General features: G+C 72.7%; 13 protein-coding genes. 10 read left to right on the top strand and 3 right to left on the bottom strand.

What is annotated here, in order from left to right; all coding sequences use genetic code 11:
- Window positions 1–5: 5 nt before the first annotated feature.
- The 7 genes from ACFTZL_RS02010 to mug all read left to right on the top strand — a co-directional run bounded on the left by ACFTZL_RS02010 (window position 6) and on the right by mug (window position 6,527).
- Entirely contained in the window at window positions 6–887 is an 882-nt protein-coding gene (locus ACFTZL_RS02010) for an MBL fold metallo-hydrolase (protein WP_382577064.1), read from the top strand.
- Between the two features lie 156 nt (window positions 888–1,043).
- On the top strand, window positions 1,044–2,384 hold the full coding sequence (locus ACFTZL_RS02005; protein WP_382577061.1) for a hemolysin family protein: 1,341 nt from the start codon (window positions 1,044–1,046) through the stop codon (window positions 2,382–2,384).
- Window positions 2,381–3,394, top strand: coding sequence for a hemolysin family protein (locus tag ACFTZL_RS02000; RefSeq protein ID WP_382577059.1), 1,014 nt, complete (start codon window positions 2,381–2,383; stop codon window positions 3,392–3,394). Before ACFTZL_RS02005 ends, ACFTZL_RS02000 begins: the two co-directional genes overlap by 4 nt.
- A gap of 61 nt (window positions 3,395–3,455) precedes the next feature.
- Window positions 3,456–4,229: an SGNH/GDSL hydrolase family protein gene (locus tag ACFTZL_RS01995; RefSeq protein WP_382577057.1), complete on the top strand. Its 774-nt coding sequence runs from the start codon at window positions 3,456–3,458 to the stop codon at window positions 4,227–4,229.
- An 18-nt stretch (window positions 4,230–4,247) separates the two neighbouring features.
- A complete protein-coding gene (locus ACFTZL_RS01990) occupies window positions 4,248–4,472 on the top strand; it encodes a hypothetical protein (protein ID WP_382577054.1) in 225 nt (74 codons plus the stop codon).
- Window positions 4,473–4,530: 58 nt separating this feature from the next.
- On the top strand, window positions 4,531–5,973 hold the full coding sequence (purB, locus tag ACFTZL_RS01985; RefSeq protein WP_382577052.1) for an adenylosuccinate lyase: 1,443 nt from the start codon (window positions 4,531–4,533) through the stop codon (window positions 5,971–5,973).
- 8 nt (window positions 5,974–5,981) lie between these two features.
- Window positions 5,982–6,527 carry a G/U mismatch-specific DNA glycosylase gene (gene mug, locus ACFTZL_RS01980; protein WP_382577050.1) on the top strand — a complete coding sequence of 182 codons (546 nt, stop codon included), beginning with the start codon at window positions 5,982–5,984 and terminating at the stop codon, window positions 6,525–6,527.
- 4 nt (window positions 6,528–6,531) lie between these two features.
- Here the strand turns inward: mug and ACFTZL_RS01975 are convergent, their stop codons facing one another.
- The 3 genes from ACFTZL_RS01975 to ACFTZL_RS01965 are packed head-to-tail and all read right to left on the bottom strand — an operon-like array spanning window position 6,532 to window position 8,654.
- Window positions 6,532–6,963 (bottom strand): hypothetical protein, encoded by a 432-nt coding sequence (locus tag ACFTZL_RS01975; RefSeq protein ID WP_382577048.1) that lies wholly within the window; start codon window positions 6,961–6,963, stop codon window positions 6,532–6,534.
- Between the two features lie 39 nt (window positions 6,964–7,002).
- A complete protein-coding gene (locus ACFTZL_RS01970; RefSeq protein ID WP_382577046.1) occupies window positions 7,003–7,731 on the bottom strand; it encodes an ABC transporter permease in 729 nt (242 codons plus the stop codon).
- Window positions 7,732–7,733: 2 nt separating this feature from the next.
- Window positions 7,734–8,654 (bottom strand): ABC transporter ATP-binding protein, encoded by a 921-nt coding sequence (locus tag ACFTZL_RS01965; protein ID WP_382577043.1) that lies wholly within the window; start codon window positions 8,652–8,654, stop codon window positions 7,734–7,736.
- A gap of 108 nt (window positions 8,655–8,762) precedes the next feature.
- Between ACFTZL_RS01965 and ACFTZL_RS01960 the strand changes: the two genes are divergently transcribed.
- From ACFTZL_RS01960 to ACFTZL_RS01950, 3 genes are all read left to right on the top strand, one after another.
- Window positions 8,763–9,935, top strand: coding sequence for a sensor histidine kinase (locus ACFTZL_RS01960; protein ID WP_382577040.1), 1,173 nt, complete (start codon window positions 8,763–8,765; stop codon window positions 9,933–9,935).
- Window positions 9,936–9,949: 14 nt separating this feature from the next.
- A complete protein-coding gene (locus ACFTZL_RS01955; protein WP_184599565.1) occupies window positions 9,950–10,612 on the top strand; it encodes a response regulator transcription factor in 663 nt (220 codons plus the stop codon).
- A gap of 88 nt (window positions 10,613–10,700) precedes the next feature.
- Window positions 10,701–11,849 (top strand): ROK family transcriptional regulator, encoded by a 1,149-nt coding sequence (locus ACFTZL_RS01950; protein ID WP_382577038.1) that lies wholly within the window; start codon window positions 10,701–10,703, stop codon window positions 11,847–11,849.
- The last annotated feature ends 53 nt before the right edge of the window (window positions 11,850–11,902 follow it).

Here is an 11,902-nt window from a genome sequence, read left to right as displayed (position 1 = left end):
GACCGATGACCACCTGGACCGTGGGCAACGTGGCCGTCCACCGCATCGACGAGGTGCTTCTGCCGCCAGCCACCGGACCGTGGCTGCTGCCCGACGCCACACCGGATGTCGTCGCGGGGCAGGACTGGCTGCGCCCTCACTTCGCGGACGGCGAGGGCGTCCTGCACCTCGACAGCCACAGCTTCGCGTTCACCGCCGGCGGGCTGCGCGTCCTGGTGGACACGGGCATCGGCAACGGCAAGCAGCGGGCCAATCCCGCCTGGCACGACCTCGACACCGACTACCTGCGGCGCCTCACCGCCGCCGGATTCCCCCCGGACTCGGTGGACTTGGTGATCCTCACCCACCTGCACGCCGACCACGTCGGCTGGAACACCCGGGAGGTGAACGGCGCCTGGGTGCCCACCTTCCCGCACGCCCGCTACCTGACCTCCCGCGTCGAGCGGGAGTTCTGGGCCGGGTACGCCATGGACGAGGCACGCGCGCAGATGTTCCGCGACTCCGTGCTCCCGGTGGAGGAGGCGGGGCAGCTCGACCTCGTCGACGTCCCCGCCGAGGGCGTCGAAGTCACCCCGGGCCTGCGCCTGATCCCGACCCCGGGGCACACCCCCGGCCACCTCGCCGTCGAACTGACCAGTCACGGACGGACGGCACTGATCACCGGCGACTGCGTCCACCACCCCGTCCAGCTCGCCCACCCCGGCATCGGCGCCTGCGTCGACATCGACCCCGGACAGTCCGAGGCCTCGCGACGCGGGCTGCTCGACGCGCTCGCCGGTACGGACACCCTCCTGCTGGGCACCCACTTCGCGCCGCCCACCGCCGGCCGCGTCGTCGCCCACGAGGGCGCCTACCGGCTCGCGCCCGCCCCCGCCGACTCGCCCTGAGCACCCCCGCGGAAGGACTTTGCCCATCCTTTACTCTTGGATGGCCACTCGGTTCTGCATGAAAGGTTGTGAGCGTCCACCCATGGGCGTGCCTCCCCGTACGCGACACCGCGCGTTCCGCCCCGTCCTGGAGAACCATGGAACGGGGGTGAACCGATGACCGAAGTGCTCCTCCTTCTGGCGGCGATCCTGCTCTCGCTCGCCTGCGGCGCCTTCGTGGCGGCCGAGTTCTCCCTCACCACGGTCGAGCGCGCCGAGCTGGAGCGGGCGGTGGAGCGCGGCGAGCGGGGCGCGCAGGGCGCGCTGAAAGCCGTACGGAGCCTGACGTTCCAGTTGTCCGGGGCGCAGCTCGGCATCACCGTCACGAACCTGGTCGTCGGCATGCTCGCCGAGCCGTCGATCGCCGTACTGATCGCCGGGCCGCTGGAGGACGCCGGTGTCTCGCGGTCGGCGTCGCACAGCCTCGCGCTGGTGCTCGGCACGGCCGCGTCGACGGTGTTCCTGATGGTGGTCGGCGAACTGGTTCCGAAGAACTGGGCGATCTCCTCGCCGCTGGCCGTCGCCAAGACCGTGGGCAACGCCCAGCGCTGGTTCAGTGCCGCGTTCCGGCCCTTCATCACCCACCTCAACAACACGGCGAACCGGGTCGTGCGCCGGATCGGTGTGGAGCCCGCCGAGGAACTGGCCTCGGCGCGCGGGCCGCAGGAGCTGGCGGCACTGGCCCGCCACTCCGCCAAGGAAGGCGTCCTGGAGGCCGACACCGCCGAGCTGTTCGTGCGGACGCTGAACCTCGCCGACCTGACCGCCGAGAACGTGATGACGCCCCGGGTGCAGGTCGTCGCCCTGGAGGTGCAGGCGACCCTGGAGGACGTGGCGAACGCGACCCGGGCGACCGGCCTGTCGCGGTTCCCCGTCTTCCGCGGGACCCTCGACTCGGTCGTCGGGACCGCGCACGTCAAGGACGTACTGGCGGTACCGGCCGGGCGCCGGACCCGGATCTTCGTCTCCGAGCTGATGCGCGAGCCTCTGCTGGTCCCGGAGACGCTCACCGTCGACCGGCTCCTGGACCGGCTCTCCGGCAAGCGCACGATGGCCGTCGTGATCGACGAGTACGGCGGTACGGCGGGCGTGGCCACCCTGGAGGACATCGTCGAGGAGGTCGTCGGCGAGGTGCGCGACGAGCACGACCCCCACGAGCTGCCGGACCTCGCGCCGGCCGGCACGGACGAGGCCGGCCACGCCCTGTACTCGGCCGACGGCTCCGCCCGCGTGGACCACCTGGAGCGGGTCGGGCTGCGTGCGCCGGAGGGGCCGTACGAGACGCTCGCCGGGCTGGTGGCGACGGTGCTGGGCCGGATACCGGCCGTCGGTGACACCCTCGAGGTCGCCGGCTGGCGGATGGAGGTCCTGGACGCGACGGGCCGCCGGGCGGCGCGCGTCCGGCTGCGGGCGCCCCTCGACGACGAGAAGCCCGACGAGAAGGGAGCGGAGCTGTGACCGCGGTACAACTGCTGATCGGTCTGGCGACGCTCGTCGTCAACGCCTTCTTCGTCGGCGCCGAGTTCGCGCTGATCTCGGTGCGCCGCAGCCAGATCGAGCCCTACGCCGACCGGGGTGACCGGCGCGCCAAGAGCGTGCTGTGGGGCCTGGAGCACGTGTCGGCGCTGATGGCGGCCGCGCAGCTCGGCATCACGCTGTGCACGCTGGTGCTGGGTGTGGTGGCCGAGCCGGCGATCGCGCACCTGCTGGAGCCGGTGTTCCACGCGGTGGGCGTGCCCGAGGGCGCGGGGCACGCGGTGTCCTTCGTGATCGCGCTGGCCCTGGCCACGTATCTGCACATGCTGCTCGGCGAGATGGTGCCGAAGAACATCGCGCTCGCCGAGCCGGTGCGCAGCGCGCTGGCGCTCGGCCCGCCCCTGGTGGCGCTGTCCCGTGCGCTGCGCCCGGTGATCTTCACGATCAACGCCTTCGCCAACGCACTGCTGAAGCTGCTGCGCGTGGAGGCCCGGGAAGAGGTCGCCGCCTCCTACTCGGACGCCCAGATAGCGCAGATCGTGAAGGACTCCAGCGAGGCCGGCCTCATCGACGACCGCGCCCAGGAGCGGCTGCACGACGCGCTGGAACTGGGCCGCCGCCCGGTGCGCGACGTGGTGCTGCCGCTGGAGAGCGTGGTGTACGCGAGCGTGGGCGTCACTCCGGACGGGCTGGAGCGGCTGACGGCGGAGTCCGGGTTCTCCCGCTTCCCGGTGGTGGACGAGGGGCGGCGGATCGTCGGCTATCTGCATGTGAAGGACGCCCTGGACGCCCTGGGGCGCGATGTGCCGTTCCGGCTGCGGGACATGCGGCCCATCGCGCGCGTGCGGGAGCACACGCCGCTGGACGACGTCCTCACCGCGATGCGGGGCAGCCGTACACATCTCGCGGCGGTCCTCGGGGAGGACGGACGGCTGGCCGGTCTCGTGACCATGGAAGACGTACTGCGGGAGCTGTTCGGCCGGCGGACGTGAGCGGGGCCACCGGCGGCCGACCGACTGCTGGGTATGTGCACGGGATACTATTTCCGTCGCCATGCACACGAACCCCACCCACAGCAGCCTCGTCGCCGTCGGCGACTCCTTCACCGAGGGCATGTCGGACCTGTTGCCCGACGGCACCTACCGCGGCTGGGCCGACCTGCTCGCCGCACGGATGGCGGCCGGCACACCCGGCTTCCGCTACGCCAACCTCGCGGTGCGCGGCAAGCTGATCCAGCAGATCGTCGACGAGCAGGTGGACGTGGCGGCGGCCATGCAGCCCGATGTGATCACCCTGGTCGGCGGGCTCAACGACACGCTGCGGCCCAAGTGCGACATGGGCCGGGTGCGCGCCCTCCTGGAGGAGGCCGTGGAGCGGCTGGCCCCGTCGTGCAAGCAGCTCGTGCTGATGCGCAGCCCGGGCCGGCGAGGTCCTGTCCTGGAGCGGTTCCGGCCGCGCATGGAGGAGCTGTTCGCCTGCGTCGACGAGCTCGCCGACCGGCACGGCGCGATCGTCGTCGACCTCTACGGCGCCCCCTCGCTCGGCGACCCCCGGCTGTGGGACGTGGACCGGCTGCATCTGACGGCCGAGGGCCACCGCCGGGTCGCCGAGGCCGTGTGGCAGACGCTCGGCTACGAGCCCGAGGACACCGAGTGGCGCACGCCGATGCCGACGGCGCTGCCGCCGGGCTGGGTCATGCGCCGCGCGGCGGACGCGCGGTTCGCCCGGCAGTACCTGCTGCCCTGGATAGGCCGCCGTCTGACGGGCCGCTCCTCGGGCGACGGCATGCCGCCGAAGCGCCCCGAGCTGCTGCCGTACGAGCTGTAGGTCCTCATGGACACGCGCGTGATCAACGTCAGGGGCCGGCTGCACGACCTCGGCCCCCGGCTGGGACACGCGCCCGCGGAGGTGGTCCACGCCGGCCGCCGCCGGCCCCTCGGAGGCCGGGACCTGCCCCGGCACCGGCCGCTGCACGAACCCGAGCCGCGCGGCAGGACGCCGGCCTGCCGGTGTGCGCCGGAGCGGTGCCGTGCGGAGGTGCCGGCCAAGCCCGCCGAGCGCCTCTCGTAGGTTCCGACGAAAAGGCCGGTGCGCTGGCCTGCACGAATCGCCAGTAGAATCCGTCCACGTGACTTCTGCGCCTGCCAAGCCCCGCATCCCGAACGTCCTCGCCGGACGGTACGCCTCCGCCGAGCTCGCCACGCTCTGGTCCCCCGAGCAGAAGGTGAAGCTGGAGCGGCAGCTCTGGCTCGCCGTGCTGCGCGCCCAGAAGGACCTCGGGATCGAGGTGCCGGACGCTGCGCTCGCCGACTACGAGCGTGTTCTCGACACCGTCGACCTGGCCTCCATCGCCGAGCGCGAGAAGGTCACGCGGCACGACGTGAAGGCGCGGATCGAGGAGTTCAACGACCTCGCCGGGCACGAGCACGTGCACAAGGGCATGACCTCCCGCGACCTCACCGAGAACGTCGAGCAGCTCCAGGTCCGTCTCTCGCTGGAGCTGATGCGCGACCGCACGGTCGCCGTCCTGGCGCGTCTGGGCAAGCTGGCCGGCGAGTACGGCGAGCTGGTCATGGCCGGCCGCTCGCACAACGTCGCCGCGCAGGCCACCACCCTCGGCAAGCGCTTCGCGACCGCCACCGACGAGCTGCTCGTGGCCCACGGCCGCGTCGAGGAGCTGCTGGGCCGCTACCCGCTGCGCGGCATCAAGGGCCCGGTCGGCACCGCGCAGGACATGCTGGACCTGCTGGGCGGGGACGCCGCGAAGCTCGCGGAGCTGGAGCAGCGGATCGCCACGCACCTGGGCTTCTCGCAGGCGTTCACGTCGGTCGGCCAGGTCTACCCGCGCTCCCTGGACTACGAGGTCGTGACGGCGCTGGTGCAGCTCGCGGCGGCGCCGTCGTCGCTGGCGAAGACGGTCCGGCTGATGGCCGGGCACGAGCTGGTCACCGAGGGCTTCAAGCCGGGCCAGGTCGGCTCCTCGGCGATGCCGCACAAGATGAACACCCGCTCCTGCGAGCGCGTCAACGGCCTGATGGTGATCCTGCGCGGCTACGCCTCGATGACGGGCGAGCTGGCGGGCGACCAGTGGAACGAGGGCGACGTGTCCTGCTCGGTGGTGCGCCGGGTCGCGCTGCCGGACGCGTTCTTCGCGCTGGACGGTCTGCTGGAGACGTTCCTGACGGTGCTCGACGAGTTCGGCGCGTTCCCGGCGGTCGTGGCCCGGGAGCTGGACCGGTACCTGCCGTTCCTCGCCACCACCAAGGTGCTGATGGGTGCCGTGCGCGCGGGCGTGGGCCGGGAACTCGCACACGAGGCGATCAAGGAGAACGCCGTCGCCTCCGCGCTCGCGATGCGCGAGCAGGGCGCCGAGCGCAACGAGCTGCTCGACAAGCTCGCCGCCGACGCGCGCATCCCGCTCGACCGCACCCAGCTCGATGCGCTGATGGCCGACAAGCTGTCCTTCACGGGTGCCGCGGGCGACCAGGTCGCCACCGTGGTGGCCCGGGTCGAGGAGATCGTGAAGCAGCACCCCCAGGCCGCGGGCTACACGCCCGGCGCGATTCTCTGACGCGCCGCATGGCGCGCTTCACGCCCGAGGAGTTGGAGGCCGCCCGCGACCGTGTCGTGCCGGACGTGGTCGCGGACGGTCTGCGGGTGCTGTTCTGCGGGATCAACCCCGGGCTGATGACGGCCGCGACGGGCCATCACTTCGCCCGCCCCGGCAACCGCTTCTGGCCGGTACTGCACCGGTCCGGCTTCACACCCCGGCTGCTGAAGCCGTCCGAACAGCGGGAGTTGCTGTCGTACGGGCTCGGCATCACCAACGTCGTGGAGCGGGCGACCGCTCGGGCCGACGAGCTGAGCGCCGAGGAGTACCGGGAGGGCGGGCGGCTGCTCGCCCTGAAGGCGGAGCGACTGCGGCCGGGCTGGCTGGCGGTGGTCGGCGTGACCGCGTACCGCGCCGCGTTCGACGACCGGAAGGCTCAGGTCGGGCCGCAGTCGCGGACGTTCGGGGACACGCGTGTGTGGGTGCTGCCCAATCCGAGCGGGCTGAACGCGCACTGGACGGTCGAGACCATGGCGGAGGAGTTCGGTCGGCTGCGGGAAGCCGCCGGGAGCTGATCCCTTACGGCGGGTCCGTCTCCGTGACCAGGGCCAGCAGGTGAACCGCGTCCGACTCGTCAAGGTCCGCGACCGCCACGGCGACCCAGCGGCCGGAGCCCTCCACCTCCCAGAGGTACGCCACACCGGCGCGTGCGCTGAGGTCGGCCCACGGCCGGGATATCTCCTCGTGCTCGGTGCGCAGCACGACCGTCCGCAGGTTGTAGGGGTCGGAGTCGCCCCAGCGCGAGGCAAGAAGCTCGTAGACGGCGTCCCGGTCCTTCTCGAACTGGTCGATCGTCACGGCCCGGGTCGCGGGGTCGCCGTAGGGACCGCTCTCTAACACCGCTACGTGGTAGCCGGGTCCCGAGGTGCCGACGTCCGACGGGCCGTGCTCCGCCGGAAAGGGGCGGTAGCACAGCTCGTCGACGAGGGCGATGTGCTGTGCGATGTTCATGGGTCCAGTAAACCCGCCCCCACTGACACTTGGCGGCGGTCAGGCGTCCCGGCGGCGCACGCTCCACGCCCCCGCCAGCAGCGCGGCGGCCGTCCAGAGCGCGGTCACCGCGAGCCCCGACCACGGCCCGAGGGACGACCCGTCGTACGTCTCCCGCAGGACCAACTGCCCCGCCTTGTCCGGCAGGAAGTCGGCGACAGTGCCCGTGGCATCGCCGATCACGAACCCCACGACGAGGATGAACGGGATCAACAGCGACAGTGTGGCCACGCCGCTGCGCAGCAGGGCGGCCAGCCCGGCGGCGAACAGGGCCATCAGCATGAGGTAGACGCCGCAGCCCACGACAGCGCGCACCTGCTCACCGGTGCCGAGCCCGTCCGCTGCCGATCCGAGCCCCGCCCGTGCCACGAGGAGAGCGGCGAGAGCCGTCACCAGCCCCACCAGGAGGGCCGGTACGGCGATGACGGCCGCCTTGGCCGCGAACCACCGGCCGCGCTGGGGAACCGCGGCCAGCGAGAGCCGGAGCGCCCCCGGGTGGAACTCCGACGACACGGCCATGGCCCCGAAGGCGATGGCGGCGATCTGGCCCGGTATGACACCCGACAGGGACGTGAACAGCGCGTCGAACCCCGGATCCGACGTCTCGGAGACACCGGCGATCGCGGAGAACGCCGTGGTCGCGGCAAACAGGGCCAGGAGGGCTCCCGGCAGCGAGCGGAGCGTACGGATCTTCAGCCACTCGGAGCGGAGTACGGGCGTGAGTTCCATGGTCAGGCCTCCTGCGGCTGTGCGGTGAACTCGGTCTCGGCGGACGTGAGGTCGAAGTAGGCCTGCTCCAAGGTGCCCTCCTCGGCGGCGAGTTCCAGGACCGGTACACCCGCGGCGGAGGCGATGCGGCCGATGTCGTCCACGCGTGCGTGGTGCACGCTCCAGTGACCGTCCGCGTGCTCCTCGGCCTCGTGGCCGTGCCGGGCCAGGACGCTCTTCAGGGCGATGGGGTCGCTCGTGCGGACCCGTACGCGCGGCTGCACGCGGGCGTGGATGAAGTCCCGCATCGGGGTGTCGGCCAGCAGCCGGCCCCGGCCGAGGACGACGAGGTGGTCCGCGAAGGACGCGGTCTCGTTCATCAGATGGCTGGAGACCAGGACCGTCCGCCCCTCCCCCGCGAGCCGTTGCAGCAACTGCCGGATCCACACGATGCCTTCGGGATCGAGGCCGTTGGACGGCTCGTCCAGCATGACCACCTCGGGGTCGCCCAGCAGGGCGGCGGCGATGCCGAGTCGCTGGCGCATGCCCAGGGAGTACGTCCGCACGCGGCGCCGGGCCACCGAGGCCAGGCCCGTCTCCTCCAGTACCTCGTCGACGCGGCGGTCCGGGACGCGGTTGCTCGTGGCCAGGACACGGAGGTGGTCGCGGGCGGTGCGGGAGCCGTGGGCGGCCTGCGCGTCGAGCAGGGCGCCGACGTGGCGCAGGGGTTCGCGCAGGGTCGGGTAGGCACGGCCGCCGATCGTGGCGGAGCCGGCGGTCGGCCGGTCGAGGCCGAGCACCAGCCGCATGGTGGTGGACTTTCCGGCGCCGTTGGGGCCAAGGAAGCCGGTGACGCGGCCGGGCAGCACGCGGAACGTGAGGTCGTCGACGGCGCGCTTGGTGCCGAACTCCTTGGTGAGGGACTGGACGTCGATGCTGGTCATGGCAGCAGCCTGGCCCGTCGTGCGGGGTGCGGGCCTCCCCCGGCGGTGGAGATCCTCTCCCCCGTGCGGGGGAGGCTCGTTGTCAGTGGCGACTGGCACGATGACGCCATGGTCCGCATGCTGCGCCCGTTCACGCGGGCGGTGACGTACACGCGGTGGCTGCACCTGTTGGTGGCCATCGTGTGGTCGTCGCTGTGGCTGTTCATCCAAGAGGCGTTGTGGACCCAGATCACAGCGGCCGTGCTGCTCGGACTCGCGGGCCTCGTCCCCGTCACACGGGTCGTGGAGGGGTTCCAGGCCAGGCTGCTGCTGACCGGCCATCGGCAGGACGGTGGTGACAGCGGCGAGATCGTGACCACGCCGTCGGTCACATGGGCCGATCGCGGGCGGACGGTGGTGTGGCTGGAGGCGCGGCTGGTCTTCGGCTGGGTCGTGGCCCACCTCTCCGTCCAGTTGCCCCTCCTCGCGATCGACTTGGCGACGACGGCGTTCGGCACCGAGCCCGCCGCCGACGGGTTCGTGCCCGTCAAGGGGCCGCACTGGTGGCACGCCCTGCTCGCTCCCCTGCCGTTGCTGCTGCTCGCCGTGGTCGTGGTGGGGGCGGGCCGACTCATCACCGCGCTGGCGGTGCGGCTCCTGGGGCCGTCACCCGCCGAGCGGATGGAGGCGCTGGAGGTACGCACCGAGCAGCTCCTGGAACGCACGCGTATCGCCCGCGAGTTGCACGACTCCATCGGCCACGCGCTCACGGTCGCCGTCGTACAGGCCGGGGCCGCGCGGGCGGCCGGTGACGCGGAGTTCACGGACCGCGCCCTGGGCGCCATCGAGGAGACCGGCCGGGCCGCCCTGGAGGACCTGGAGCGTGTGCTGGGCATCCTGCGCGAGTCGGAGAAGCCGGTGAGCAGCAGGCCGACCCTCGTGGACGCCGACCGCCTGCTGGAGTCCGCGCGTGCCTCCGGGGCGAAGGTCGACGCCGAGGTGACCGGCCCCGTGGACACCGTGCCGGGGCCGGTGTCCCGGGAGGGCTACCGGATCCTCCAGGAGGCGCTGACCAATGTGCTGCGGCACGCGGGCGCGGTCCCGGTGGAGGTCCGCGTCCGTGCCGGCGACGACACCCTCGTCCTCGCGATACGCAACCCGCTGCCCGAGCCGATACCCGGCCCCGGACGCGGCAGCGGTCTGCGCGGCATACGCGAGCGCGCCGCCCTGCTCGGCGGACGGGCCAGGACCGGCCCCGACGAAGGCGACTGGCAGGTCCATGTCGAACTGCCGTTGAGTTGATCTACGCTGTCCGGATGCCGGTCACCGTTCTCCTCGTCGACGACGAACCCCTCGTACGCGCGGGTCTGCGGGCCGTGCTGGAGGCACAGCCCGACATCGAGGTCGTCGGGGAGGCCGCTGACGGGGCGGCGGTGATCCCGCTCGTGCGGCAGTTGCGGCCCGACGTGGTCGCCATGGACGTACGGATGCCGCTGCTGGACGGTATCGAGGCCACCCGGGCGCTGCTGCGGACGGTCGACGAGCCGCCGCGGATCCTGGTGGTGACGACCTTCGAGAACGACGAGTACGTGTACGAGGCGCTGCGGGCCGGTGCCGACGGGTTTCTGCTCAAGCGCGCCCGGCCGGCCGAGATCGTGCACGCGGTGCGGCTGATCGCCGAGGGCGAGTCGCTGCTGTTCCCGGCCTCGGTGCGGCAGCTCGCCGCCGAGTACGGCGACGACGGCGGGAACCGCGCGGCGCGGGCCGTGATGGAGCGGGCCCAGCTCACCGAGCGTGAGGCCGAGGTGCTGCGGCTGATGGCGCGGGGTCTGTCGAACGCGGAGATCGCCGCCCGGCTGGTCGTCGGGACGGAGACCGTGAAGTCGCATGTCAGCGCGGTGCTGGCGAAGTTGGGGGCGCGGGACCGGACCCAGGCGGTGATCGCCGCGTACGAGTCGGGGTTCGTGGCACCGGGCTGATCGGCGAGGGCCGGTGCCGGACCCTCGCCGGGGCGCTCCACGCCGAGTACGATCCGGCCAACACGCGCGCGACCTGGGAGGACGGACGGTGGGGCGGCTGACCGGCGGGGATCCCTCGCTGCTGCGAAGGATCAACTCCGCGGTGGTGCTGCACGCGCTGCGTGCCACGGACTGCGCGACGCTGACCGAGATCACCCGGGTGACGGGGCTGTCCCGGCCGACCGTCGAGGGCGTCGTCGAAGGGCTCATCGAGGCCGGGCTCGTCGTGGAGAAGGCGGCCGAGGAGGGTGCCGCACGGCGGCAGGGCCGCCCGGCGCGGCGGTTCCGGTTCCGGGCGGAGGCCGGGCATCTGCTGGGGCTGGAGATCGGGGCGCACCGGGTGGCCGCCCTGCTGGCCGACCTGGACGGCCGGGTGATCGGCGCCCAGGCCAAGGACGTCTCCGAGACGCTGGGGGCCGACGAGCGGCTGGAGCGGCTGCGCGGGGCGGTCGCAGAGCTGCTGCGGCGGGCCGGTGTCGCACGGGGCTCGTTGCGGGCCGTGGGCGTGGCGACGCCCGGGATCGTCGAGGCGGACGGCACGGTACGGCTGGGCACCGCGCTGCCGGGGTGGACGGGGCTGCGGCTGGGCGAGCGGCTGAGCCGGTCGTTCAAGTGCCCGGTCCTGGTCGAGAACGACGCCAACACCGCTGCCGTCGCCGAGCACTGGAAGGGCGCGGCCACCGAGTCGGACGACGTGGTGTTCGTGCTGGCGGGGCTCAGCCCGGGCGCCGGTTCGCTGATCGGGGGGCGGCTGCACCGGGGCTACGGCGGGGCGGCCGGCGAGATCGGCGCGCTGCATCTGCTGGGCCGGGAGGTCACCCCCGAGACCCTGCTCTCCACCACCGACGAACCCCTGCACCCGCTCGACGAGCAGGCGGTCGCCGAGGTCTTCTCGCACGCCCGCGAGGGCGACCAGCGGGCCCGCGCGGCCGTCGACCGCTTCATCCAGCGCCTGGTCCACGACGTGGCCGCCCTCGTCCTCGCCCTGGACCCGGAACTGGTCGTCATCGGCGGCTGGGCAGCGGGCCTCGACGGCGTCCTGGATCCCCTCCGCCAAGAACTCTCCCGCTACTGCCTGCGCCCCCCACAGGTCACCCTCTCCCGCCTCGGAGACGCGGCAGTGGCGACGGGCGCCCTACGCCTGGCCCTGGACCACGTGGAGGAACAACTCTTCGCGGTGGAGCAACGCCCCTTTTAGGCAGCGCCCCGTCAGGGGCGCGGGGCTGTGTCGATATGCGGCTCCGCCGCGTG

This window comes from Streptomyces sp. NPDC056948, from assembly GCF_042674225.1.
Classification (GTDB): Bacteria; Actinomycetota; Actinomycetes; order Streptomycetales; family Streptomycetaceae; genus Streptomyces; species Streptomyces purpurascens.
The sequence above is the reverse complement of the archived record's forward strand: the minus strand, read 5'-3'. Positions and strand labels throughout refer to the sequence as shown.

Coding starts and splice junctions, on each gene's coding strand:
- ACFTZL_RS02010 (WP_382577064.1), top strand. CDS start 6: ATGACCACCTGGACCGTGGGCAACGTGGCCGTCCACCGCATCGACGAG.
- ACFTZL_RS02005 (WP_382577061.1), top strand. CDS start 1,044: ATGACCGAAGTGCTCCTCCTTCTGGCGGCGATCCTGCTCTCGCTCGCC.
- ACFTZL_RS01995 (WP_382577057.1), top strand. CDS start 3,456: ATGCACACGAACCCCACCCACAGCAGCCTCGTCGCCGTCGGCGACTCC.
- mug (WP_382577050.1), top strand. CDS start 5,982: ATGGCGCGCTTCACGCCCGAGGAGTTGGAGGCCGCCCGCGACCGTGTC.
- ACFTZL_RS01975 (WP_382577048.1), bottom strand. CDS start 6,963: ATGAACATCGCACAGCACATCGCCCTCGTCGACGAGCTGTGCTACCGC.
- ACFTZL_RS01970 (WP_382577046.1), bottom strand. CDS start 7,731: ATGGAACTCACGCCCGTACTCCGCTCCGAGTGGCTGAAGATCCGTACG.
- ACFTZL_RS01965 (WP_382577043.1), bottom strand. CDS start 8,654: ATGACCAGCATCGACGTCCAGTCCCTCACCAAGGAGTTCGGCACCAAG.
- ACFTZL_RS01960 (WP_382577040.1), top strand. CDS start 8,763: ATGGTCCGCATGCTGCGCCCGTTCACGCGGGCGGTGACGTACACGCGG.
- ACFTZL_RS01955 (WP_184599565.1), top strand. CDS start 9,950: ATGCCGGTCACCGTTCTCCTCGTCGACGACGAACCCCTCGTACGCGCG.